General features: G+C 57.2%; 18 protein-coding genes. 12 read left to right on the plus strand and 6 right to left on the minus strand.

Annotation, left to right across the window (positions count from 1 at the left end; translation table 11 throughout):
- Window positions 1–109: 109 nt before the first annotated feature.
- Together CKW18_RS16800 and proP are read left to right on the plus strand one after the other, a co-directional pair.
- Window positions 110–424 carry a hypothetical protein gene (locus tag CKW18_RS16800; protein ID WP_095189823.1) on the plus strand — a complete coding sequence of 105 codons (315 nt, stop codon included), beginning with the start codon at window positions 110–112 and terminating at the stop codon, window positions 422–424.
- A 730-nt stretch (window positions 425–1,154) separates the two neighbouring features.
- Window positions 1,155–2,660, plus strand: a complete 1,506-nt coding sequence (proP, locus tag CKW18_RS16810) for a glycine betaine/L-proline transporter ProP (protein WP_095189824.1) — start codon at window positions 1,155–1,157, stop codon at window positions 2,658–2,660.
- Between the two features lie 48 nt (window positions 2,661–2,708).
- Here proP and CKW18_RS16815 read toward each other — a convergent pair whose 3' ends face one another.
- Complete coding sequence (locus CKW18_RS16815) at window positions 2,709–3,335, minus strand: TetR/AcrR family transcriptional regulator (RefSeq protein ID WP_095189825.1); 627 nt, start codon at window positions 3,333–3,335, stop codon at window positions 2,709–2,711.
- Window positions 3,336–3,482: 147 nt separating this feature from the next.
- Between CKW18_RS16815 and CKW18_RS16820 the strand changes: the two genes are divergently transcribed.
- The 3 genes from CKW18_RS16820 (at window position 3,483) to CKW18_RS16830 (ending at window position 8,346) form a co-directional block, all read left to right on the plus strand.
- Window positions 3,483–4,865, plus strand: a complete 1,383-nt coding sequence (locus tag CKW18_RS16820) for an aspartate aminotransferase family protein (protein WP_095189826.1) — start codon at window positions 3,483–3,485, stop codon at window positions 4,863–4,865.
- Between the two features lie 311 nt (window positions 4,866–5,176).
- A complete protein-coding gene (locus CKW18_RS16825) occupies window positions 5,177–6,679 on the plus strand; it encodes an ATPase domain-containing protein (RefSeq protein ID WP_095189827.1) in 1,503 nt (500 codons plus the stop codon).
- Window positions 6,676–8,346 (plus strand): ATP-binding protein, encoded by a 1,671-nt coding sequence (locus CKW18_RS16830; protein WP_095189828.1) that lies wholly within the window; start codon window positions 6,676–6,678, stop codon window positions 8,344–8,346. The genes CKW18_RS16825 and CKW18_RS16830 overlap by 4 nt, the downstream gene beginning before the upstream one ends.
- 133 nt (window positions 8,347–8,479) lie before the next feature.
- Here CKW18_RS16830 and CKW18_RS16835 read toward each other — a convergent pair whose 3' ends face one another.
- Genes CKW18_RS16835 through CKW18_RS16855 form a run of 5 tightly spaced genes read right to left on the minus strand, consistent with a single transcriptional unit; the run spans window position 8,480 to window position 15,030 of the window.
- A complete protein-coding gene (locus CKW18_RS16835) occupies window positions 8,480–8,857 on the minus strand; it encodes a response regulator (RefSeq protein ID WP_095189829.1) in 378 nt (125 codons plus the stop codon).
- A 44-nt stretch (window positions 8,858–8,901) separates the two neighbouring features.
- Window positions 8,902–10,116, minus strand: coding sequence for a hybrid sensor histidine kinase/response regulator (locus tag CKW18_RS16840; protein WP_095189830.1), 1,215 nt, complete (start codon window positions 10,114–10,116; stop codon window positions 8,902–8,904).
- Window positions 10,110–10,703, minus strand: coding sequence for a chemotaxis protein CheB (locus CKW18_RS16845; RefSeq protein WP_095189831.1), 594 nt, complete (start codon window positions 10,701–10,703; stop codon window positions 10,110–10,112). Before CKW18_RS16845 ends, CKW18_RS16840 begins: the two co-directional genes overlap by 7 nt.
- Entirely contained in the window at window positions 10,700–11,533 is an 834-nt protein-coding gene (locus tag CKW18_RS16850) for a protein-glutamate O-methyltransferase CheR (protein WP_095189832.1), read from the minus strand. The genes CKW18_RS16845 and CKW18_RS16850 overlap by 4 nt, the downstream gene beginning before the upstream one ends.
- On the minus strand, window positions 11,533–15,030 hold the full coding sequence (locus tag CKW18_RS16855; RefSeq protein WP_095189833.1) for a response regulator: 3,498 nt from the start codon (window positions 15,028–15,030) through the stop codon (window positions 11,533–11,535). Before CKW18_RS16855 ends, CKW18_RS16850 begins: the two co-directional genes overlap by 1 nt.
- 266 nt (window positions 15,031–15,296) lie before the next feature.
- On the opposite strand from CKW18_RS16855, the gene CKW18_RS16860 reads away from it, so the two are divergent.
- The 7 genes from CKW18_RS16860 (at window position 15,297) to CKW18_RS16895 (ending at window position 26,305) form a co-directional block, all read left to right on the plus strand.
- On the plus strand, window positions 15,297–15,656 hold the full coding sequence (locus CKW18_RS16860) for a response regulator (protein WP_095189834.1): 360 nt from the start codon (window positions 15,297–15,299) through the stop codon (window positions 15,654–15,656).
- Between the two features lie 252 nt (window positions 15,657–15,908).
- Window positions 15,909–19,703, plus strand: a complete 3,795-nt coding sequence (locus CKW18_RS16865; RefSeq protein WP_141233111.1) for a hypothetical protein — start codon at window positions 15,909–15,911, stop codon at window positions 19,701–19,703.
- Window positions 19,704–20,361: 658 nt separating this feature from the next.
- Window positions 20,362–21,657: a glycosyltransferase gene (locus tag CKW18_RS16875; protein WP_095189837.1), complete on the plus strand. Its 1,296-nt coding sequence runs from the start codon at window positions 20,362–20,364 to the stop codon at window positions 21,655–21,657.
- 117 nt (window positions 21,658–21,774) lie between these two features.
- Window positions 21,775–22,626: a phosphatidylinositol-specific phospholipase C domain-containing protein gene (locus tag CKW18_RS16880; protein ID WP_095189838.1), complete on the plus strand. Its 852-nt coding sequence runs from the start codon at window positions 21,775–21,777 to the stop codon at window positions 22,624–22,626.
- A gap of 171 nt (window positions 22,627–22,797) precedes the next feature.
- Window positions 22,798–23,667 (plus strand): phospholipase, encoded by an 870-nt coding sequence (locus tag CKW18_RS16885; protein WP_095189839.1) that lies wholly within the window; start codon window positions 22,798–22,800, stop codon window positions 23,665–23,667.
- Window positions 23,668–23,746: 79 nt separating this feature from the next.
- The gene (locus CKW18_RS16890; RefSeq protein WP_095189840.1) at window positions 23,747–24,652 is read left to right on the plus strand and encodes an AraC family transcriptional regulator; all 906 of its coding nucleotides are present in this window, start codon (window positions 23,747–23,749) and stop codon (window positions 24,650–24,652) included.
- A gap of 342 nt (window positions 24,653–24,994) precedes the next feature.
- Window positions 24,995–26,305 carry a sugar ABC transporter substrate-binding protein gene (locus tag CKW18_RS16895; protein WP_095189841.1) on the plus strand — a complete coding sequence of 437 codons (1,311 nt, stop codon included), beginning with the start codon at window positions 24,995–24,997 and terminating at the stop codon, window positions 26,303–26,305.
- The last annotated feature ends 28 nt before the right edge of the window (window positions 26,306–26,333 follow it).

Raw genomic sequence — 26,333 nt, forward strand, 5'->3', positions numbered from 1 at the left:
GTCATTTATTTCAATCGAGCAACATTCCTTCGCCACCGACATCAAGCGGACATTTTCCGGCAAAACCCCTCTGGCACCCTGCACGCCTTCCAATTTCCGGGGGCTTTTCATGAAGGCTTTGCACAGCAGGTATACCGCCGAGGGGCCTAGCGCCAACTATCCGTTGATCCTCAGCCAACGCACCAGTGCGCCGGCAGACGATACGCCAATCCTGTTCCAGGAGTTCTGTCTGGGCCTGGCCGGCGACCAGAGCCGGATTGTCCTGCGTCGCTATTTCGAGCAATACAGCCCAGCCAATGCGCAATGGGTGGAGTACGCCCATTCGATCCCGACGGCCGACCTTATCCACTGGATCATGAGCCACGGCCAGTTGCAGATCGAGAGCTCGGAAAACGCCCTTTTAAAGAACACGGAAGCCCCTTGATGAGAAGCCATTGCCTGATGTCGGTGTTGTGTACGGCGTCCCTGAGCCTGTCGGCGTGCAGCAGCCAAAGAGTCGAACACACGGGGTTTGTGCATGATTACAGCGTTTTGCAAGCGCACACGTCGCCGTCGGGTCAGGAAGGGTTGGGCCAGTGATCTGGGTCAATCGTATGCGGTAATTCGGCGGTAGATCATCTGACGAATCAGGCGTTTTTTAGAAAGCAGATCAAAAGATCGCAGCCTTCGGCAGCTCCTACATAGCCCGGTACTGCTGGCATCGCGCAACTGATCATGCTCGGGGATCTGGCGGTGAATCGGGTGCTGGATAATCTGCAGTTGCCGCAGTAGCAGGCCGCTCTGACAAGGCTCGAATGATGTGTTGTGGTTGCTGACGCTTTCGGGAGCAAGCCCCCTCCCACAGGGATCTGTGGTCGACACAGATCCCTGCCACACCGCCAAACCTGCGGGAGCGGGCTTGCTCGCGAAGGCTGACTCACAGGCAATACATTTGTTCTCGGACAAGACCCGCCGCCCCGTTCAATCGGGACGGCGGGTTTTGTCGTTTTCGCAAGGCAAGATCAGCAGATCAAGCCCGTCGACAGCTCCGGCAAGGGAAAAAAAGCAGCGAGCAGTGAATTATTTCGTGTCCGCATGTATCTGACCCAAATAGCACGCGCCATCAAAAAGATGGCAACTACGCTGCAAGATGGATCAGTAAAGAGAAAACCTGGATGAAATCACGTAAAAACAGCGTCAAACCGATCGGCCTGAAAGACATCACCATCGTCGACGACGCCAAGATGCGCAAAGCCATTACGGCGGCTGCGCTTGGCAATGCCATGGAGTGGTTCGATTTTGGTGTGTACGGCTTTGTGGCCTATGTGCTCGGCAAAGTGTTCTTCCCCGGCGCAGATCCGGGCACGCAAATGATCGCCGCACTGGCGACGTTCTCGGTGCCCTTCCTGATTCGGCCGTTGGGTGGTCTGTTCTTCGGCGCACTGGGCGACAAATACGGGCGGCAGAAAGTCCTTGCCGCGACCATCGTCATCATGTCGCTCAGCACTTTCGCCATCGGCCTGATTCCCTCCTATGCCTCGATTGGCATCTGGGCGCCCATCTTGCTGTTGCTGGCGAAAATGGCCCAAGGCTTCTCGGTCGGCGGCGAGTACACCGGCGCTTCCATCTTCGTTGCTGAATATGCGCCCGACCGCAAACGTGGATTCCTCGGCAGTTGGCTGGATTTCGGCTCGATTGCCGGTTTCGTCCTGGGTGCGGGTGTGGTGGTGTTGATCTCCACCACGCTGGGCGAAGCCAAATTCGAGGAATGGGGCTGGCGTCTGCCGTTCTTCCTCGCGTTGCCGCTGGGCATGATTGGCCTGTATCTGCGTCACGCGCTGGAAGAAACCCCGGCGTTCCAGCAGCACGTTGAAAAACTTGAAGAAGGCGACCGCGAAGGTCTGGCCGGCGGCCCGAAAGTGTCGTTCAAGGAAGTCGCGACCAAACACTGGCGCAGCCTGATGACCTGCATTGGCGTGGTGGCGGTGACCAACGTCACTTACTACATGCTGCTCACCTACATGCCGAGCTACCTGTCGCACAACCTGCACTACAGCGAAAACCGTGGCGTGCTGATCATTATCGCGATCATGGTTGGCATGTTGTTCGTGCAGCCGTTGATTGGTTTTGTCAGTGACAAAATCGGCCGCAAGCCTTTCATCGTTGTCGGCAGTATCGGCCTGTTCATCCTCGCCATTCCGGCGTTCATGCTGATCAACAGCGGCAAGATCGGCCTGATCTTCGCAGGCCTGCTGATGCTGGCAGTGCTGCTGAACTTCTTCATCGGCGTGATGGCCTCGACCCTGCCGGCGATGTTCCCCACGCACATTCGCTACAGCGCTTTGGCCGCAGCGTTCAACGTTTCGGTACTGATTGCGGGCCTGACCCCGACCGTCGTCGCCTGGCTGGTGGAAAGCACCAATGACCTGTACATGCCGGCGTACTATTTGATGGTGATTGCCGTGGTCGGCCTGGTCACTGGCGTGACCATGAAAGAAACCGCGAACAAACCTCTACGAGGTGCTGCACCGGCGGCTTCCGACCTTGAGGAAGCGAAGGAGTTGTTGCAGGAGCACCACGACAATATCGAGCAGAAGATCGAAGACATCGACGCCGAAATTGCCGAACTGGAAGCCAAACGCAAGAATCTGGTGCAGCAGCATCCGCGGATTAACGAGTAACACCCTGCACAACAGTGTGGCGACGGAGCGTGCTCCCTCGCCACAGATTCACGGGTCTTCGGGTACCTCGGCGCTTGTCAGAAGGCCGTGGCAGATCAAGCTCAAAACACGGCGCATGTGCAAGGCATGCGCCTCTCGGTCCGGCGTCGCCTCAGTCGCCAGGCGTATAAACGCGATGTTTGCGTATTGGTTGAACAACGTCGCCGCCACGTCGATATCGACTGACTCGCGTACCTTGCCCACGGCCTGAAAATGCCCCAGTAGCGCCTTGGTCTCTTCGATTACCGCCGCATTCCACGGCGTCAATGCCTGCGCCAATTCCCCGGTGAACAGAAACGGCGCCAACTCACGCCACAGCGAGGCCGGCATGGCTTGCAGCTGGTAGTCAGTCATCAGGCCTTCGAATTCGCACAATGCTTGCAGCGGATTGCTCTCGTCATCCAGATTCGCCCGCGCCTCACGCATGGCTTGCTCGTCTGGCTGTTTGAGCAACGCCAACAAGATCTCCTGCTTGCCGCCGAAGTAGTTCGTCACCGTTGGCGCTGAAACCCCCGCCTCGTTGGCAATCTGCTCCAGCGTGGTAGCGCCGAAGCCTTGGGTTTTGAACAACGCCAGCGCGGCCTCGGCAATCACCTGCCGGCGCTGTTCCTTTTGCCGTTCTCGAAGTCCGCTCATGTTGCCTCTGATGATCCTTTGCCGATGCTGCTCAGCCTACGGATATCTTTTTTCATCGACAAATCTTTTCTTTACAAAAATATTTTTAGATGACAAATATTGATCGTGCAACGCTGGAATGAACCTACCCCACTCTGGAGATGAGCCATGTCCGCCGAATTCGATCCGACTCGCAGCACCCGTGATTTTCAAGCCGCCGACGCCGCGCACCACATCCACGCGTTCGTCGATCAGAAGGCGCTCAACGAGGAAGGTCCGCGGGTGATGGTCAGCGGTGATCGCCTGGCGCTGTGGGACAACGACGGCAAGCGTTATCTGGACGGTATGTCGGGCCTGTGGTGCACCAACCTCGGTTACGGGCGCAAGGATCTGGCCGCCGCCGCGACCGCGCAGCTTGAGCAACTGCCCTACTACAACATGTTCTTCCACACCACTCACCCGGCTGTAATCCAACTGTCCGAGCTGCTGTTCAGCCTGTTGCCCAAGCACTACAGCCACGCGATCTACACCAACTCCGGCTCAGAAGCCAATGAAGTGCTGATCCGCACCGTGCGCAAGTTCTGGCAGGTGATGGGCAAACCCGAGAAGAAAATCATGATCGGTCGCTGGAACGGCTATCACGGCTCGACCCTGGCGGCGACGGCGCTGGGCGGGATGAAGTTCATGCACGAAATGGGCGGCACCATCCCCGACGTCGCGCACATCGACGAGCCCTACTGGTTCGCCCACGAAGGCGACCTGAGCCCACAAGAGTTTGGCCTGCGCGCGGCGCGGCAACTGGAGGAGAAGATTCTTGAACTGGGCGCCGACAAGGTTGCGGCCTTCGTCGCCGAACCGTTCCAGGGCGCGGGTGGCATGATCATCCCGCCGGCCACTTACTGGCCCGAGATCCAGCGCCTCTGCCGCCAATATGACGTGCTGCTGTGTGCCGATGAAGTGATCGGCGGGTTCGGTCGCACAGGTGAGTGGTTCGCTCATCAGACTTTCGGTTTCGAGCCCGACACCTTGTCGATCGCCAAGGGCCTGACCTCCGGCTACATCCCCATGGGCGGCTTGATCCTGTCGCGGCGCATGGCCGAGGCACTGGTGGAAAAAGGCGGTGTGTTCGCTCACGGCTTGACCTATTCCGGGCACCCGGTGGCCGCCGCGGTGGCGATTGCCAACCTGACAGCCTTGCGCGATGAGGGCGTGGTGAATCAGGTGAAAACTGACACCGGGCCTTATCTGCAGAACTGCTTGCGGGAGGTGTTTGGCAATCATCCGCTGGTGGGTGAGATTCAGGGCGTTGGTTTGGTGGCGGCGTTGCAGTTCGCGCAAGACAAGCCGACTCGCAAACGCTTTGCCAACGAGCACGACATCGCCTGGCGTTGCCGCACGATCGGCTTTGAGGAGGGTTTGATTATTCGTTCAACGTTGGGGCGGATGATCATGGCGCCTGCGTTGGTCGCCACCCGTGCGGAGCTGGATGAATTAATCGACAAGACGCGGATTGCGGTGGATCGCACGGCTCGGGAGTACGGTGTTCTGTGAACGGCTGACAGGGCGGCTGCTCCCACCGTTTTTATGCGTTTCTCACACCTTAAATCCCTGTGGGAGCGGGCCTGCCGGCGCTGGCGTCAGCCCAGTCACCGCTTCAATACTTGAGCCACCGCGTTCTTGCGCAGTCGCGCTTCATCAGCGCCTGCAGAGGGAGTGCGCTTGTTCAGCCAACCACTTTCGGCAAACGTCGTCGCCACATGATGAGAGAAATAGCGGAACTGCCATCACGGCCAAGGGTCAAGTAATCAGGCAGCTTACTTAAGCCGGCTGCCTCGCTTCCCCTAGTCATGAGAGGGCATTTTTTGTCTACATCTAACGAGTTGAACAATGCGAAAGCCGCCACTGGCATCGTAGGTCTGGATGACATCCTGGCCGGTGGCCTGTCTCGCGGTCATGTTTTCTTGCTGGAGGGCGAGCCAGGCACCGGTAAAACGACAGTCGCCTTGCATTTTCTAATGGCCGGCGCGAAAGCCGGCGAACGCTCGTTGTACATCACGCTCTCGGAAACCGAGCGTGAACTGCGCCAGGGTGCGCTGTCCCATGGTTGGGAACTCAACGACCACATCAAGATCTTCGAGCTGACGCCGCCGGAAAGCCTGCTCAATGCCGAACATCAGCAGAGCCTGCTGTACTCCTCCGATCTGGAGCTTGGGGAAGCCACCAAGCAGATTTTCGAAGCCGTTGAGCGCTTCAAACCGACCCGTGTAGTGCTCGACAGCCTGTCGGAAATTCGCCTGCTGGCGCAAAGCTCCCTGCGCTATCGTCGGCAGATTCTGGCGATCAAGCATTACTTCGTGCGTTACAACGCGACAGTTCTGCTGCTCGACGACCTCACCACCGAATCCCTCGACAAAACCGTACACAGTGTTGCCCACGGGGTGGTCCGCCTGGAGGAGCTCACGCCCAATTACGGTGCCGAGCGCCGACGCGTGCGAGTGGTCAAGTATCGCGGGCAAAAGTACCGTGGCGGTTATCACGACTTCACCATCATGGGCGATGGCGTGCATGTCTTTCCGCGCCTGGTGGCCGCCGAGCATCGCGGCGACTACCCGCGTCTGCAATTGACCAGCAACATCAAGGAGCTGGACGCATTGCTGGGCGGTGGCATCGAAACCGGCTCCAGCACATTGATCCTTGGCCCGGCGGGTACCGGTAAATCGTTGATCTCGATGGTTTTCGCTGCCGCCGCCGTGGCACGCGGGGAAAAGGCTGCGCTGTTTATCTTCGACGAAGAACTGGAACTGCTCTTCGAACGGATGAGAAACATCGGCATTGATCTCAAGGCCCTGCGTGCCACCGGCAACTTGCTGATCGAACAAGTGGACGCCGCCGAATTGTCCCCGGGCGAGTTTTCTCACCGGGTGCGGCGCTGTGTCGACGAAGGCAAGATCAAAACCGTGGTCATCGACAGCATCAACGGCTATCAGGCCTCTATGCCGGAAGAGAATGCCCTGGTGCTGCACATGCACGAGTTGCTGCTGTACCTCAACCGTAGAGGTGCGGCGACTTTCATGACCGTCGCCCAGCATGGTCTGGTCGGCGACATGCAAGCGCCGGTGGATATCACCTATCTGGCCGATACGGTGATTCTGTTGCGTTACTTCGAAGCGCTGGGCAAAGTCCGCCGCGCCATTTCCATCATCAAAAAACGCACGGGCAGCCATGAATCGACCATTCGCGAATACCGCATTTCGACCCAAGGCATGACCATCGGCGAGCCGCTGGAAGCCTTTCAGGGCGTGTTGCGCGGTGTACCGACCTACCTCGGCGCGAGCAAGCCGCTGCTGCAGGAAGAGAGCTTGTGACAGCCTCGGTACCGATTGCCGAGCGCGCGTTGATACTGGCGCCTCTGGGTCGCGATAGCCAAATTGCGCTGACGATTCTCAAAGAGGCCGGTTATGGCGGTCTGATTACCCCCGACCTGGCTACGCTGTGTGCAGAACTGGAGCCCGGCGCCGGGCTGTTGCTGATTTCTGCAGAAGCCTTGCGCGGCCCGGAGCTGGAAGCGCTGTTCCTTTATCTGGAGCAACAACCGGCTTGGTCGGACCTGCCGATCGTCCTGTTAACCCACCACGGTGGCCAGGAACAAGGCCCCTCCTCACGGCTCAGCGCTTTGCTGGGCAACGTGACGTTCCTTGAGCGTCCATTCCATCCGGCGACCCTGGTCAGTCTGGTGTCCGCCGCCCTGCGCGGGCGACGACGCCAATACGATGCCCGCGACCGTCTGATCGATCTGAGTGAAAGTGAACGGCGCCTGCAATCGACCCTGGAAACCCTTGAGCAACAGGTCGAGGAACGCACCGCGCAACTGCGGCATAACGAAGAAGCGTTGCGTCAGTCACAGAAAATGGAAGCGGTCGGTCAGCTCACCGGTGGTATCGCCCACGACTTCAACAACATGCTGACCGGGATCATCGGCAGTCTCGAACTGCTGCGCAGGCGTCTGGCGCGCGGACGCACGGACGATCTCGACAGTCTGATCGATCTGGGCGTGACCTCGGCCAACCGTGCCGCTGGCCTGACCCATCGGCTATTGGCGTTTTCCCGGCGTCAGTCGCTCGACTCCAAAGCCGTGCAGATGAACACGCTGGTGCTGTCGATGGGCGAGCTGTTGCAGCGCAGCCTCAACGAAAGCATTCAACTGGACATGCGCCTGAACGACAACCTGTGGATCGCCGAGGCTGACCCCAATCAACTGGAAAGCGCCCTGCTCAACCTGGTGATCAACGCCCGCGACGCCATGCCCGAGGGCGGCAAACTGGTGGTCGAGACCAGCAACCAGGTGCTCTCACGCGAATTCACCGAGGCCTACCCCAATCTGGAACCCGGTGACTACATCATGCTCAGTGTCACCGATAACGGCAGTGGCATGCCGCAAAGTGTAATCAGCCGTGCTTTCGACCCGTTCTTCACCACCAAACCGATCGGCCAGGGCACCGGGCTCGGCCTGTCGATGATTTATGGCTTCAGCAAACAGTCGCGCGGCCACGTCTCGATCGACAGCGAGATTGATCAGGGCACCACGGTCAGGCTCTACCTGCCGCGTTTTTGTGGTGAAGAACTTGAACACCCCGCCACCGATATCCAGCAAACCCCGCATGCCATGGATGGCGAAACCGTACTGATCGTTGAGGATGACCCGGCCGTACGCCTGCTGGTCAGCGCAGTACTGAGTGAACTGGGTTATGCGTTTGTCGAGGCTGGAGATGCCGACGGTGCCGTGCCGATTCTCAACTCGGCGCAGCGCATTGATCTGCTGATCAGCGACGTTGGTTTGCCAGGCATGAACGGTCGGCAACTGGCGGAAATCGGCCGGCAATACCGCCCAGGGTTGAAAGTGTTGTTCATCACCGGATACGCCGAGCATGCGGCGGTGCGTGGCGGGTTCCTCGACTCGGGGATGCAGATGATCACCAAGCCGTTCACCTTCGATCTGCTGACCGCCAAGGTCCGGGAAATGATCAAAAGCTGAGCCGATATACAACTGTAGGAGCGGCCGGAGGCTAGGGCCGCGTTCGGACGATCTTTTGATCTTGTTTTCAAGATCAAAAGATCGCAGCCTGCGGCAGCTCCTACAGGGAGATACTCAGGTCAGGCGCTTTGGCTCAGGCTAGCAACTCTTGAATCTTTTCCTGCAGCACGTCCAGGTCGAACGGTTTTTCCAGAATCGGCGCCTTGAGCGTGATCGGGCTGCCGGTCTCGCGAATTTCCTGCGGATAACCGCTGATGAAAATCACCTTTAGATCAGGCCGCAGCTTTACGGCGGGCTCGGCAATCTGCACGCCGGAGATACCACCGGGCAAACGAAAGTCGGTAATCAATACATCCAGATGCGGTTTGCTCGCCAGAATCTCGAACGCCTGTTCGCCACTTTCTGCCTGCAACACGCGGTAGCCCTGCCCCGACAGATAATCTGCCAGCACCATCAAGATAACCGGTTCGTCCTCAACGACGAGTACTACATCTTGCGCATCTACGCTCATGGGAAGCCTTTGTTCGGTCAATAGCTGCTGATACGACCGTGCGGTCACTCAGAGGTTGCGTCGGATTTGCCGTTTTCCTGAATCGGCAGACAAACGCGAAACAGGGCGCCTTCGTTGATTTCACTCTCGACGACGATAGAACCGCCATGGGCGGCGACGATCTGCTCGGAAATGAACAGACCCAGTCCGAGCCCGGCCACTACCGTCTTGGCGGAAACCCGTTCGAACTGTTGGAAAATGCGTTTCTGGTTCTCGGCACTGATGCCGATCCCGTGGTCCTGCACCTCGACCCGCGCTTCGTTGCCTTGACGGTAAACGCGCACCTGAACCGGACTTCTGCCGCCGTAACGCAAGGCGTTGGTCAACAGATTGGAAATCACCTGCTCGATGCGGAATTCGTCCCAATAACCCTCCACCGGCAACTCTGCCTCAAAGGTCACTGCCGTTTCCGCCGCCTCCATCTGCTGTGCGAAGTTTTGCAGCAGATTGGCGACCAGTTGCACCAGATCGAAACGGTTTGGCCGGATCGATAACTTGCCGGTACGAATCCGTGACACGTCGAGCATGTCCTCGATCAGACGAATCAGGCTTTTGATCTGGCGCTCGTCGCGATCGACCATGGCGTGCATTTTGTCGAGGGTGAACGCCGCGGCGTTGTCTCGCGCCAGGTGCATCTTGCGTAACTGGGTTTCGAGGATCAGGCCATTAAGCGGCGTGCGCACTTCGTGGGCGACAATCGACATGAAGTCATCACGCATGCGCACCGCTTGCTCAAGCTCCAGCTGGGTACTCTGCAACTGTTGCAGCAGCGCTTCCTGCTCGCGTCGGGCCTGCTCCAGCGCTTCGACCTGTTGCTTCATGGCCTTGCTCTGGCGGTACAGATCAACAAAGACGTTGACCTTGCTCTTCACCGCATGGATATCCAGCGGCTTGTGCAGGAAGTCGACGGCCCCGCTTTCGTAGCCTTTGAACGCGTAGTTCAGTTCACGGCCGGCAGCGCTGACGAAAATGATCGGGATGTTCTTGGTTTTCTCGGTGCCGCGCATCAACTCGGCCAGTTCGAAGCCGTTCATGCCGGGCATCTGCACGTCAAGGATGGCCATGGCGAATTCGTGTTGCAGCAGCAGCGACAGTGCTTCGTCCGCCGACAGCGCCTTGTAGACAGTGCGATCTTCACGTTTGATCAGCGCTTCAAGCGCCAGCAGGTTCTCGGGCAGATCGTCGACGATCAGCAGTTTTGCCTGGATATTACTCAGCATGCGATTCGTTCCAGCTCGACAAGCAGACGGCCGATGCCGTGGATGGGTAAAACATGATCCGGCTGCTGGGTTTTCAGGGCAGCCAGAGGCATGGTCGCGACTTGGGCGTCGGCGGGGTCCTGGACGACGGTCAGCCCGCCACGGCGTTTGACCTGTGCCAGTCCACGCGCGCCATCATGGTTGGCGCCGGTCAGCAGCACAGCGGCCAACTTCGGGCCATAGACGTCGGCGGCGGACTCGAACAAGTAATCAATCGAGGGCCGGGAATGATGATTGCGATCCTCTTGGCTCAAGGACAGGCTGCGATCCTGTTCCACCGACAGGTGATATCCAGGCGTGGCGAAATACACCGTGCCCGCCTCGATATCCTGCTTGTCCGTCGCCTCTGCCACCGGCAGCGACAGACGTCGGGCAAACACTTCAGCCAGTTGGCTACGGCGCTCTTCCGGCAGGTGCAGCACGATAATGATCGGCAATAAAAACCCTTGGCGCAGTGGCGCGAGCAGGTTCAGCAAGGCCTCAACGCCACCGGCAGAAGCACCGACCACAATAGCCTCGATTCGAGGCAGATCCGCAGTGTCGTTCATGATTTGCGGTAGATCCGTTCTTGTTTCACCAGTGGTTCGAACTGGTTGGCGTAGCTGGAAAAATCCAGCGTTTCTTTGCTGCCCAGCACCAGAAAACCGCGATGGCACAGTGACTCATGGAACAACCCGAACGCCCGATCCTGAAGCTTCTTGTTGAAGTAGATCAGAACGTTACGGCAGGAAATCAATTGGGTTTCGGAGAACACGCTGTCGGTCGCCAGACTGTGGTCGGCGAACGTCACGTTTTCGCACAGGCTCTTGTCGAAAATCGCGTAGCCGTAGGCCGCCGTGTAGTAATCGGCAAATGAACACTGACCACCGGCCTGCTGGTAGTTGGCGGTATAGGCGCGGACGTTTTCCATTGAAAAGATCCCCTGCTTGGCCTTGTCCAGCGAGCGCGGGTTAATGTCGGTGGCGTAAATGATCGTCCGATCGAGCAGGCCTTCTTCGCGCAGCAGAATCGCCATCGAATAGACCTCCTCCCCCGTGCTGCACCCGGCGATCCAGATCTTGATCGACGGATAGGTTCTGAGCAGCGGCACCACTTCCTGGCGAATCGCCAGAAAGTGCGACGGATCACGAAACATCTCGCTGACCGGAATCGTCAGCAATTGCAGCAACTGCATGAACGCGGTCGGGTCGTGCAGGACTTTTTCCTGCAACGCCGAAATCGTCGCGCACTCGAACTGGCCCAATGCGTGTTGTACCCGGCGCTTGATCGAAGCGCCGGAGTAATCGCGAAAATCGTAGCTGTACTTGAGGTAGATCGCCTCAATCAACAGCCGCAATTCGATTTCGGTATTTCGTTCCTGAGGATGACTGCGTTCCACTAAATGCGTTCCATCTTCGGTAACCACACGCGAATCAACGAGAACAAGCGATCCAGGTCGATGGGCTTGGCCAGATAATCGTTGGCGCCCGCCTGCAGGCAGCGCTCCTGATCGTCCTTCATGGCCTTGGCCGTCACCGCAATAATGGGCAGTTTGCGCCAGCGCGGATCCTTGCGGATTTCAATAGTGGCTTCGAAGCCATCCATTTCCGGCATCATCACGTCCATCAGCACCAGGTCGATGTCCTCGACTTCATTGAGTTTCTCAATCGCTTCACGGCCATTACGACCGATCACCACGACTGCGCCTTTGGTCTCCAACGCACTGGTCAGGGCGAAAATGTTGCGCACATCATCGTCCACCAGCAACACTTTGCGCCCCTCAAAGACCTTGTCGCGACTGCGCGCGGTCTTGAGCATCTTCTGCCGTTCATGGGACAACTGCGATTCGACTTTGTGCAAAAAGAGTGTGACCTCATCGAGCAGGCGCTCCGGCGACCGCGCACCCTTGATGATGATCGAGCGCGAATACTTGCGCAGGTCGGCCTCTTCGTCACGGGTCAGGTTGCGCCCGGTGTAGACAATGACCGGCGGGAACGAGCAGATGTCCTCGGTGGACATGCGCTTGAGCAGTTCGTTGCCGAGCATGTCCGGCAGCTTCAAGTCGATGACCATGCAATCGAAAATCGTCGTGCGCAGCAGCTCCAGCGCGTCCTGGGCCAGGCCCACGGCGGTGATTTCAATGTCGTCGTCGCCAATCAGCCGCGCGATGCTCTCGCGCTGCAAATCGTCGTCTTCGACCAACAGCACGCGCTTGACCTTCTGGGTCAGCTTGGCTTCGAGGCGGGCGAAAACGTCCTTGAGCTCTTCGCGTGTGGTCGGTTTGACCGCGTAACCGATCGCGCCCATGTGCATTGCCGCTTCGACCCGATCCTCGACCGAGATCACATGCACCGGGATGTGCCGGGTTTCGGCGTGTTCTTTCAGGCGCTGCAATACAGTCAGACCGGAATGGTCCGGCAGGCGCATGTCGAGCAGGATCGCATCCGGGACGAACTCGCGCGCCAGGTCATACCCTTCATCGGCGCCGTGGGCGACCAGGCACTGATAGCCGAGTTCGTGGGCCAGATCGTAGAGAATGTGTGCAAAGTTCGGCTCATCTTCCACCACCAGAATGCAGCGGGTGGCGAACGGTGCCTTGTCGCGGTCATCGGCAAAGCGCGGGATGTTCACCGGCGCCAGCGGTGAAACCACAATCGCCGGGGCAACGGCCGCTGTCACGGTGTGTGCAGGCGGGGTGAAGGTCAATGGCGCATGCGATACGTCGGTGGACTCGTTGTACTGCTGCGGCAATACCAGCGTGAACACACTGCCCTGCCCCGGCGCGCTGCTGACGCTGATCGAGCCGCCGAGCAACGTGGCCAGATCGCGCGAAATCGACAGGCCCAGCCCGGTGCCGCCGTATTTGCGATTGGTGGTGCCATCGGCCTGACGGAACGCCTCGAAGATGCTTTCCTGCTGATCGGCGGCAATGCCGATGCCCGAATCGCGCACGATGAACGCAATGCGCTCATTCGGCTGACCGCTGATGGTCAGGCTGACAGTGCCCTGTTCGGTGAATTTCACGGCGTTGGACAGCAGGTTTTTGATCACCTGCTCCAGGCGCTGGCGGTCGGTAAACAGTGTCACCGGTGCGTCCGGAAGCAGATCAACGCTAAAGGTCAGGCGCTTGTCGGCGGCCAGCGGTTCAAACACGCTGCGCAGACCATCAGCCAAGCGCGCGACGCTGGTATTTTCCGGGATCACTTCCAGCTTGCCGGCCTCGACCTTGGAAATATCAAGAATGTCGTTGATCAGGTTGAGCAGATCGTTGCCGGCAGAGTAGATCGACTCGGCAAACTTGACCTGTTCGGCGCTGAGATTGTCCTGCGGGTTCTCCGCCAGCAACTTGGCCAGAATCAGCGAGCTGTTCAGCGGCGTGCGCAGTTCATGGGACATGTTGGCGAGGAATTCGGACTTGTACTTGCTCGAACGCTGCAGTTCTTCGGCGCGCTCTTCAAGTTGCACTTGCGCCTGATTCAGTTCGGTGTTTTTCAGGTCCATGGCGTCGCGTTGCTCGGCCAGGGTCTGCGCCTGTTCGGCGAGCTGTTCGTTGGTCTGCTCCAGCTCGATTTGCTGGGTTTCCAGATGCGCCTGGGATTCCTTGAGGATCCGCGATTGCTCTTCCAGCTCTTCGTTGGCGGTCTTCAGCTCTTCCTGCTGGACCTGCAACTCTTCGTTGAGTTGCTGGGTTTCGGCCAGCACTTCCTGCAAGCGCTGACGGTAGCGAGCGGCCTCGATCGAGGTGCCGATGTTGCCGGCAATCAATTCCAGCAATTCGATATCGCGGTCGTTGAGCGGACGCAGGAAACCCAGTTCGATCACGCCGTTGACCCGTTCGTCATCGCTGGTCGGCACCACCAGCACGCTGTGCGGCAGGCCTTGCCCCAGACCGGAGCTGACTTTGAAGTAATCTGACGGTACTGAATCGAGACGAATAAGCCGCGCCTGCTGCGCGACCTGGCCGACAATGCCTTCGCCGCTGTAGATCGACTGGTCCTGCTCTTCCTGCTCGCGAGAGAAGCCATAAGTCGCCACTCGCTTGAGGCCACCGTGCTCTTCGCGTACGTAAAGCGCCGCCACGGCGGTGCCCAGGTATTGCGCGCAGAACTGCAAAATATTGCGGCCCAGCAGGTTGAGCGTCAGTTGTCCCAGCACCTGCTCGGCCAACTCGGTCTGCCCGTTACGCAGCCATGCTTGCTGCTCCAGGCGCTCGGCACTGGCATTCTGCGCCGCCAATGTGGCGCCGTAGCTTTCGGACAGGTTGACCAGGTCACGACGCCCGATGTACGCCAGCAACGCACTGATGCCCGCCACAAAAATCAGGTACAGGGTGATGCTCCAGATCGTGGTGCGGCGCACTTCTTCGTTGCGTGTGGTGCGCAACTGCTGCTCCATGTCGATCACGTCTTCAAACTGCTTGCGAATCTCGTCGGTCAGGCGCTTACCGCGTCCGGCCTTGACGGCGCCTCGGTAATCCCCGCTGCTGCGCTGCAGATCGATCATCGATTGCGCGTAGGTTGCCCATTCAATCTGCAAGGCCTGGAGACGGCGCAAGCGATCGGTCTGCACTGGATTGTCGGCGGTCAGTTCGAGCAAGGTATTGAGCGCAACGGCGATTCGCGGCTTGGCCGTTTCGTACGGATCGAGGAAATGCTCGTCGCCGCTGAGCAGAAAGCCGCGCATGCCGGTTTCCAGATCCACGGTAAGTTTCACCGCTTCGTTGGCGTTATTGATCACCCGGTCTGTGTGTTCGACCCACTGAATAACCGACAGCAGATACGTGATCAGCGACACGAAGAACACTGCACTGAGCACGCCAACACCCAGCGGCAGGCTGATGTTGCGACTCAGGAGTTTGCGAAACCGTTGCTCATCTACCGAAGACGGAGAGGACATGGGGCAGCCTTGTCGAACTGTTGAAAACCAGAGAGTTTGCCCCAAAACAGCGGTATGGATCCATTTTTCCTGCAGCTTTAGCTGTAAATCGGCGTAATTGCCCACACCGGGGCCTCGCGCAGCAGTTATCCTTCCCGAACGTTCAGCCGCTATGCTTTTTGGCGTTCATGCGGGGAACTTGTGGCACTGCGCCACTTACTGATGCACGAGCCCGGCATATTTGATCGACCGGACGACACTGAATCCACTTTTTCGAGACCCTTATCATGTCCGCCACCGCCGCCACCATCCTTGTAGTAGAAGACGACGCCATCGTGCGCATGCTGATCGTCGATGTGCTGGAGGAACTGGACTTCAAAGTGCTGGAAGCGGACGGCAGTGAGCAGGCGCTGGAATTCCTCAAGAATGAAAATCAGCCCATCGATCTGATGATGACCGATGTCGGCCTGCCGGGCATGGATGGCCGCGAACTCGCCACCGAAGCGCGGGCTCTGCGCTTTGAGTTGCCGATCCTGTTTGCCAGCGGTTATGCCGAGAGCATCGATGTGCCTGCGGGCATGCACATCATTGGCAAACCGTTCTCAATTGATCAATTGCGTGACAAGGTCAGTGAAATAATCGGCTAACGTAAATTTCCCAATGAAAACTTCGAGGCCAGAAACATAACCTGACAGTAATAACCGGGCCTCTTGTCAACGGCACCCGACACATTTTACCCACGCAAAGCCAATGGCCGTCACAACAACAAGTTGTGACGGTCGTTTTTATTTATCTCATATAAAGTTCTCGCAATAGAAACTTACGCCACAGCGCTTGCCTGCGATCAATCCATAAAAGAAAGTTCCCGAACTGCAAATACAGTTCACCCAGGGTTCTTCATGATCAATATCAATATCAGCGCCTCGGCGTACAAACTATCTCGTGGCGCACCGACAAAAGTCGCCCATTATGATTCGTTAATGACTGACAGACGCGAACGCCTGCAAGTTATCGATAAACTGACCACCGTTGTGCGCAGGTACGCACACGCTGAGAGCATCGTTCACTGGGACGCCCAGATCTTTCTGGCGCCTGAGTCAGCGCTGCACAATGCCCTCAAACCCGGCATCGCCATCTTGCAGGAAATGACCGCGAAGGTTGAATTGCAGCGACTGCTGGGCAAACTTCAGATTCCTTCTCATGCCGTATTGAGTGTTACCGCCAGTGGCCAGATAGATGCCCGCTTCGACGGCCAGGCACGAATATTCAGTCATGCAGAAAAACTTGCGCCGACACTGCAGGAAGACCTTCAGCTATTGTATGAACTGGCGGAACTGGCCGGTGGCAGTATTACTCTCGACGACCACGTTGATATCGTGCAATGGCTTAAGTTTCACCAATTCAATGTTCCGCAAACCGCGATGGACGCGCAGCGGTTGCTGGCTTTCCTGCAATACGAATATCCCGCCAGCCCGCCCTTGGGCAACTATTGGGAAATGCTCAATGGCAACGACGTCAACGCAAAAGCCCTACTGCCAGAGCAACGTGACCAGATCCGCGCCTTAACCCGGCAATACACCGGCGGACAGCCATTGCTGAGCCATCTGGCAGACATCACTCACGGTGGGCGCGCCGCTCCGTTCAAGCGGTCCGAGGCACAATCGGTCGTGTCGGCTCTCGCTGCCAGCCCTATTGCACGTCGCTACGCAGAAACTTACCTCAGGGATCTGGACTGGTTCGGCGCACGCGATGATCAGCGTGTTGCACAGGAACACTTACAGCAGTTGCTGTTGACCGCCATCGTGCTGGATCTCTATCCAGCGTGCGCAGAAGACGAACCCCGTAATCATGTCGCCGGCTTCAATCTCTACGCGGCCGAACATATGGAAATGACTTTTGCCGACGTGCACACAAAGCTCGAAGAACATTTGCTTGAGCATTGTGCAATCGGTGAGATGGAACTCGCACTGGCGACCCATTTGCTGTTAGCCAGTAAAGCGCCGGAGTTCCTCGTCAAGGATTTACCGCCGACGCTTTTTCTCGGTACGCCGCAATGGGTCGATTATTGTCGGGCAGTGGCGACCGTCGAGATTGGCGCCCCCGGTGCGTCCAGGCTGATGAATTACCGACAAGTGCTCGACGTGTTGAGCTTCGCGTCGATCAGCGAATCTCAACAAGCGCTCAATGCGCTGGCGTCAGTGGACCCTGTGGTTGACTGGGCCCTGCTCAACAGCATTATCAGCCTGGATGAAACCAAAACCTCACTGCCACGCTCGCTGGAAAAGGCACTGTCAGCGTATGAGCGTTATGCGCAAAGTTACACCGACACGGCGAACACGCTGTCTCGGCCACTGCCGACCCGTCGAACGATAGCGCTGGATATCCTCAAACACGTCGCGCCTGGCTGCAGTTATCTTGAGGATGAAGTGGTTTATCAGGTTCGCAATAGACAATATCAGGACAGCTTGTCCGAACCATTGGCGATGTCCCTGGTGGACCTGCACATGTCCAACGATCTTGCGCCAGGTGATTGGGATGTCAAACAAGGCACAAGTCTTTACACGGCGTATCCAGGTCTGCTTCGCGAACTGGTCTCTGCGCAAAGTCTGTTTCATCGTCAGTTCCATCGCGACTATGTGCCACATACAGAGGCGATGGCCACGCACCTGAAACTTGCGTTCTCCTCAATACCCAAGGTTGATCGTGAGCGATTGCTGCAAGGGCGGATCACGCTCTTCACCGTGAGGTCTTCTGCGGCAATAGTCCCCACGCCCTCCATGGACATTGCGTTAACGCCGTTCGATCTCATCGGCAACGTCATAGACGCGGTGCACAACTTGCGACTGGTGGAAAATCAGCAAGGCAAAGACGCCGCCACCGGACGTTATGGCGTGGTGATCTGCGCGTCTGTGGAGGGGCAAGTCTATTGTTATGAACTCTTCACTTTGCAGGGTAAATGTCTCGCCAACCCCGCGCTGGGCAAACTGATCAATGATGCTGGCTTGCTAAAAACCCCTGCCCGAGAAGACTTTACCGGCAATCTCACGCAATACGGCGCACCCGCCGCCCTTATAAACATTCCCACCAACGTTGAATGCTATACGCACGGTGTACCGCCCGGTTTCGTCGCTGCCAGTCAAGGCATCATCGAGAAACTGGCCGTTTTGCCCGCGCTAAACAATCTTGATATTCAACCCAAGGGCTACTACCAAAGCTTTTTCGACGGCGATTTTGATCGGCTCGCCAACTTCGTACTCAAACATCGGCCGATTGCGACCTACGATGAATTGGTCAAGGAATGCTGGGGACACACCAGACTGGAAAAGCTGCGCGCCAAGCGTGAAGCCGATCTGGACACCCTGCTCAACATCATTGTGCCGTTCAAATCCTGTATTGAAGACATCGCCTCAGGCGACACCGACCGTCAGCTGTCCGGGGCGAAGTCCTGCATCCTTGAAGCCGCGATGACGCTGTTGCTGGTGGTCGCCGTGGTCGGAAAAATCGTCACCATCGGTGCCCGGACGGCCTCACTCGCCTCTAAAAGCTTCCAGTTGGCCAAGGCGTCCATCGGCTTTATCAATGCTGTGTTCAACCCGTTGGATGGTTGGGTTGAGTTGGCGCAAGCAGGCCTGAAAATGCTTGGCAAAGGGGTTTCCCGATTCGGCCGCGCAGGCCAGCAATCGCTGGAAATCGCCACTTTTCAGATACGCAGGCTGACCGGGCACGCGCAATCCTACGATCTGATCAAGGCCGCAGAGCGCACAGACATCGCCCACGGCATCTGGCGACCGAGTGGCGCAGCATCCGAACCGCTGAGGATTCTGGCTACGCGCTACAACGATGACTGGTACGCCTTGAATCGTTTTCGTCAGCCATGGGGGGAGAAGTTGAGGAACTTCGATTTGAACATCACGCTCCCGCGCCCGCACTGGAACAAGATCCTGCCCAACACCTATGCCCGCGCGATCATCAAAAAGAGCCTGCCCGTCGCCAGCCGGAAAGTGGACGACGCCATCAAGGTCCTGGACGATCCGAACCTGATCAGCGAGTCCGGCATCGTGCTTGAGCTGCTCCTGGGAGACAACTCCGTCGATGCGCGACGCGTGTATCGGCAGTATCTGACCGACGTCAAGACAGACCTTTCACGGGTGGAACCCAAAAACATTCAGCTCGACAGCACCAAAAACAGTGATGCCTATGCTGCGCTGGAATGGGGGAAATACAATGACTGGAAGAATGGAGACAGGGTTAAAAATGCAGAGAACCAGTTCATTCACGTTTACACCCGTAACTTTAATGATGCGTATCGCAACGACCATTTCAACCCTGCCGCGGCGGCAGATATTTTTGTCCATGAAATTTTCCATGGAACGCCAAGAACCAAGGATTTCGCCTATGCGCTGGACACTGGTGTTTACCAAAAGGGCTATCAGCAACTTGACTCTGCGCCGTTGCTGAATCTTGCCAACGGCATGGTGTCGATGAATTTACCCAGCTTCCCGGACGTCAATTACAACCGTGGAACAGCGTTGAAAAATGCGGATTCGTTTTCGTTGGCCACATCGTTGTTAAGCCAGTTGAAAACCAACAAACCTGCGTATCAGCAGAATGTAAAAGTCATGAGAGAAGCACTGGAGCGGGCTCGGTACGGGTTCATCCATGATCGGGCATTGATAAAACTCAACATCCTCTGATGGCCTTGTGCGCTCCTGGCTGTTGAACGCGCCTTGGGCAAATCAGGGCGCAGGTTAGATCACAGCGACCTCAAGCATTCGACACGCAAAGAAAAACCCCAGCGGTCTGGCGATCACTGGGGTTCTTTTTTGTGCCGGCTTTGCCGGGTATCGGCGCTGAAGTTTTTAGTCCCAACCATGTTTCCCGGGGCTCCTCAGAGCACGCCCTTGGGGCTGAGGTGGCTTGTCATCGCTTTTGTCACTCTCCACCTCGCCTGAATTTTCCAGCGCATCCTTAATAGAGACTTTAAGCTGCCTCTGTGTCACTGGAGCCTCGTAGCTTTTAGCCTGCGCATTTGTTTTGTCATCCGTGTTTTTAAGGGCCATGACCATCACTCCTTATGCATCGATAGAAACACCATCCTGGCGCACCACCCCTCGTTTGAAACCTGTAAGAACTACCAGTTTTTAGATTGCCTGGCACTTGTGCCAATCACCAAAAAACATAAGCCAACGCGAAAAACCTGCCTGGCATAGAGCACACCAACGCGCCGATTGTCGCTCAGCGTCCTGCACCCGCCGGGTGCAACCCTACGCAGGAGCCCAAGGTGTCAAATGCTGTGGTTTAATTGCCGGCTTTTTTCGTTCCCCACCCGTTGTTTGCTCAGGATTACCGCTCATGATTCAGCCCGCCGCCACTAAAGTCCTGGTCATCGGTTACGTGTGGCCGGAACCCGCGTCATCGGCGGCCAGTGGGCATGTGATGCAAATCCTCGAGACCTTTGTGCAGCAAGGCTGGGATGTCACGTTCAGCAGCCCTGCCGGCCCCGGCGAGCACATGGCGGACCTTGCGCAACTGGGCATTGGCAAAGTAGCGATCGAACTGAACAACAGCAGTTTCGACACCTTCGTCAGTGAACTGGCCCCGGATATCGTCTTGTTCGATCAGTTCATGATGGAAGAACAGTTCGGCTGGCGCGTCGAAAAACACTGCCCGAACGCGTTACGCGTGCTGGAAACCTCCGACCTGCAGAGTCTGCGCCATGCCCGCCATCAACGACTCAAAGATCGTCTGAAACACAGCGATGACGCCAACGACTTCTCCTCGCTATTCGCCCCCGCATTGACGCAGGAGTTCGAACTGATGGCCGATACCGATCTGGCCAAGCGTGAAATGGCTGCGCTGTATCGATGCGACTTGAACCTGATGATCTCCGAAGTCGAAATCGAGTTGCTGGTCGAGCAATTCGGATTGCCGCGGCAGATCCTGCACTGGTGCCCGCTGATGATCGAGCCGCCAGTGACTGCGCCGCGTTCTTTCGACGAGCGGGCGCACTTCCTGAGTATCGGCAACTTTCGCCATGCGCCCAATTGGGATGCGGTGCTGTGGCTGAAGAACACGCTGTGGCCATTGATCCGTGCGCAACTCCCCGGTGCGCAACTGCACATCTACGGCGCTTATACGCCCCCCAAGGCCAGCGCCCTGCACAACCCGGCCCAGGGTTTTTACATCATGAACTGGGCGGAGGATGCCCTAGAGGTCATGTCGGCAGCGCGGATATGCCTGGCGCCCTTGCGTTTTGGTGCCGGCATCAAAGGCAAGCTGATTGATGCGATGCTGTGTGGCACGCCCAGCGTGACGACGCCGATTGGCGCCGAAGCCATGCAAGGCCAACATCCTTGGCCGGGAGCCGTGGCAACCAGCGCAGCGGCGTTGGCCGAAGAGGCGGTTCGACTCTATCAAGACGAAACTTGCTGGGTCGCGGCTCAATCCGCTGGTCAGTCACTATTGAGTGAGCGTTATTCAAAGCTGGAACATGGCCCGGCACTGATCGAAAAACTACGACATTTCCAGCATGACTTGCAACAACTTAGAAAGAACAATTTCACTGGAAGCATGTTGCGTCATCATTCGCACAAAAGCACTCAATACATGTCGCAGTGGATTGAAGCAAAGAACAAACAATTACAGTAGCACCCTATATTCAGTATCAATTGTCATATTGGAAAAATAACAAGCATTCGATATAAACATCCTGTTCGCGCCGCCTACATCTAACTAAGCGGCGCGCCATTTACCTAAGGATGTTATATGAGCAATCACTATTCCAACCACAACTGGATGGCCTCTACCCCTGCCATTGACACGCTGTCTCTCAGCGAACTGAGCCTGCCGGGCACTCATAATGCCGGTAGTGACTGGAAAGCCTCTTACGGGTTACTGACACCGCGCCATTTCGTGGCGTGCCAGCATGATTCTTTCTACGCACAACTGAATCACGGTTCCCGCGCGCTCGACCTGCGGTTTGTGTGCATGCCAAAGACTCAGGGTATCAAGAAATTCCGCCTGCACCATGGAGGCTTCCTGTCCTCGCGGACACTGGAGGATCTGTTAACGGATGTGCGCAAATTCCTCAGTGCCAACCCGGATGAGTTCATTATCCTGGATTGCCATGAGCTGTCGGAAAGCGAAGGCGACTTTGATGCGAAAATGTTCAGTGACACCATAAAGGATTACATTGGCCCGCTGGTTATTCGAAAAGGCGACGCACATCAGAGTCTCGCAAAGTTAAAGCAGGCCAGTGCCTTGCGGCGTATTCTGCTGGCTGCACCTACGCACCCGGACCTCGACTATGAACTGTTTACCAGGCAAGTCCACCATCAATGGAATGGTACCGCCGCAAAAAGCCACGCGACGCTAAAAGACTATATTGGGGAAGTGATAAATGACCCACCCGGCAAATGGTCGCCCTGGTCGTTATCTGCAGCCGCCTATTTCAAATTGGGCGGGCCTGTCGACATTCACGACGAGCTTGATATCTGGTTCGATCCAACCAAAAACAACTGGGCTGCCCAATGCAACATTATCAACGTCGATTTTATGGAAGAATCAAAAATCGTGGATTATTGCCGCACAGCCAATCTGGCCAAAGTGCAACGCTAGGGCAACATCAGCTCGCCATTAAATAGCTATCCTTGTGCGAATGTTTCCAAGGCTTGGCAACGCCGTCGCTGCCCTCTACGCTGGAACTTCAAGGCCCCCCGCTTGGGAGGCTCTGCAAGATCAATGCTTCGCCCCATGGACGGGGCGAATTCCAGCGACAAGGAGTTTGTCATGCCGCAAAACACGTTCGATAAAGAAAACTGGATGGATCAGGTGCTAGATGTCGGTCGATTGAAACTGACCGACATCGTCTGGCCCGGCGCACACAATTGCGGGATGGACCAAAAGGCCCCTGGCCATACGTTGATCCTGGGTAACTGGACGGCGTGCCAGGACGACTCGTTCACTGCACAATTGACCCATGGTGCCCGTGCGCTCGACATCCGGCTCGGTTACAGCTCGGGCTCCACGGCCTCGGCGTTCTACTTTCATCACAACGGCTTCAAGTCCGGGCGCACGCTCGATGATCTCATCAACGCCGTGACAAGGTTTCTCGATAAACACCCCGGCGAGTTCATCGTCCTCGACTTTCATGAGCTGAGCGACGGTGACAATTCGTTCAATTACCCGCTGTTCAATGAGGTGTTGATACGCGAACTTGGCCCGCGACTGGTTCCCTCAGAAAATGCCTCGCTGACGATTGAACAGCTCAAGCGAGCGAGCCCGCGGCGCCGAATCGTCATGGCGGTACCGCCAAGACGGGAACTGGATGACGATGTTTACTGGCCGAGAATCATCCACAGATGGACTGGATCAACGTTCACCGGCCCCGAGGAACTGCGTACGCACATCACCAACCAGCTTGCCGAGGCGCCCTACCGGTTTCTCTGGTCATTGTCGGCGACCGGCTACACGTTGCTGGGCGGGGCAACGCGCCTGAGCGAGCATATCAATGACTGGTTTCATTCTTCACGCGGCCTGATCAACCGCTGCAGCATCATCAATATCGACTACTTCAACGACTCGGATCTCGCCCGCTATTGCTGGATTGCCTGCAGTGAAAAGGCTGTTTATGGGGAGCAGGCGACCGCGCGGGCTTGAGCATCAGTCATCGCACGCTGGTGAAGGGCAGGCGGAAAGAGGCATGATTGGCCGGCGATAACAACAAAAGAACTTCGTCATGACCCGATCGGCCCGCGTCACCGACCCTTCTTATGAACTGATGGACGACCATAACGGGTTGTCCATCATCTACCGTCAGCACGGTTTCCCTTGCCCGTTGGTGCGTTGGCATTTCCACAAGGAATACGAGCTGCATCTGATTGTCGCCAGTTCAGGCAAAGTATTCATCGGTGATTACATCGGTAACTTCTACCCGCAAACGCTGTTCCTCACCGGCCCCAATCTGCCGCACAACTGGATCAGCCAGGTCGCTGAAGACGAAGTGGTGGAAAAGCGCGACATGCTGGTCAACTTCACCGACGAATTGTTCGAGAGCGGCCATCAGGTGTTCGCCGAGCTCAAGACCCTGGCCCCGCTGCTGGAGCGCGCGCAGTACGGGATCGAATTCCGCTGCAAACACACGATTCGCCAGGCCATGACACTGATGCAGCGGATCGCTGACAGCAAGGGCATCACTCGTCTGGGGCACTTTTTCATCCTGATGGAGTTGCTCGCGGCCAGTGATGATTTCCAGTTACTGTCCGGCGCGACCACCCCGCAACTGGCCGACGAACACAATATCGACCGTACCAACCGCGCGGTGGATTACATCTTCAGCCACTACGCCCGAGACATTTCCCTGGAGGAAGTCGCCGAGCATCTGGGCATGACGCCGACTTACTTCAGCCGCGTGTTCAAACAGGCGACCGGACGTAACTTCATCGAATTCGTCAATCGCCTGCGCATCAGCAAATCCTGCGAGCTGCTGGCCGACGGCGACAAGCCAGTGACCGACGTGTGCTTTGAGTCAGGATTCAACAATATTTCCAACTTCAATCGACGCTTCCAGCAGCTCAAGGGCATGACGCCTTCGCATTATCGGCGCCTCGCGGTGCAGCGCCTCACTGAGCAGAACCATAACTAAAACTACGACCCACTGTGGGAGCTGGCTTGCCAGCGATGAGGCCGGCATGACCTGCATCTCCATCGACTGACCCACCGCCATCGCTGGCAAGCCAGCTCCCACAGTTTTGGCCTGTCTGCATCGCAAACCTGTACGTAACCGATCTCGCCTCTGCTCTGAAAACCCCTTCCCTGCGTTTCTCCGCGCGAAGCCCAGTGCAAAAAAGTATCGATCAAAGTGCTAGGGATGATTTGTCAGCCCTGCGATTGAAGGCTGTAATCACTGCACATTCTTCCTGCACAGGAAGACACAAAAACAATAACTGTCCTTCTGCCCCCTCTGGGTTCAGAAAAGGAGTGCACGATGCAACCCACTGCAAAAGCTCTGCTTGCCCTCACCTGCATGACCCTGAGCAGCGTCAGCCTTGGCGCCCAGACCCTGACCATCGCCACCGTCAATAACAGCGACATGATCCGCATGCAAAAGCTCTCGAAAACCTTCGAGACCGAGCATCCGGACATCAAGCTCAATTGGGTGGTGCTGGAAGAGAACGTCCTGCGTCAGCGTCTGACCACTGACATCGCCACTCAGGGCGGCCAGTTTGATGTGTTGACCATCGGCATGTACGAAGCCGCACTGTGGGGGGGCAAGGGTTGGCTGGAACCAATGAAAGATCTGCCGGCCAATTATGCCCTTGATGACGTGTTCCCGTCGGTGCGCGAAGGCCTGTCGGTCAAGGGCTCGCTGTACGCGCTGCCGTTCTACGCCGAAAGCTCGATCACCTATTACCGCACCGACCTGTTCAAGGATGCCGGGCTGACCATGCCTGAGCGCCCAACCTGGGAGCAGATCGCCGGTTTTGCCGAAAAGCTCACTAACAAAGACAAGGAGCAGTACGGCATCTGCTTGCGCGGCAAGGCCGGTTGGGGCGAGAACATGGCGCTGATTACCACCGTCGCCAACGCTTACGGCGCCCGCTGGTTCGATGAAAAATGGCAGCCTGAATTCAACGGCCCCGAGTGGAAAAACGCGCTGAACTTCTATGTCGACACCATGAAGAAATCCGGCCCGCCGGGCGCGTCCAGCAATGGTTTCAACGAGAACCTCGCCCTGTTCAACAGCGGCAAGTGCGCGATCTGGGTCGATGCGTCCGTCGCCGGTTCGTTCGTCACCGACAAGACCCAGAGCAAAGTCGCCGATCACGTCGGCTTCACCTTTGCACCGCATCAGGTCACCGATAAAGGTTCGGCCTGGCTGTATTCGTGGGCACTGGCGATTCCGACCAGCTCCAAGGCCAAGGACGCCGCCAAAACCTTCAGCGCTTGGGCGACTTCCAAGGAATACGGTGAGCTGGTGGCGAAAACCGACGGCATCGCCAACGTGCCGCCAGGCACCCGTGCCTCGACCTACAGCGACGCGTACATGAGCGCCGCGCCGTTCGCCAAGGTGACGCTGGAGTCGCTCAAAGCGGCCGACCCGAGCAAACCGACATTAAAACCGGTGCCTTACATCGGCATTCAATTGGTGACCATTCCTGAATTCCAGGGCATTGGCACCCAGGTCGGCAAGTCGTTCTCGGCAGCGCTGATCGGCCAGACCACGGTCGACCAGGCGCTCGGCGCCGCGCAGCAAACCACCGAACGCGAGATGAAGCGCGCGGGTTATCCCAAGTAACCCGTAAAGCTCGCTCCTGCCTCCTGTG

It is taken from the genome of Pseudomonas sp. Irchel 3E19 (assembly GCF_900187585.1).
Taxonomy (GTDB): Bacteria; Pseudomonadota; Gammaproteobacteria; order Pseudomonadales; family Pseudomonadaceae; genus Aquipseudomonas; species Aquipseudomonas baetica.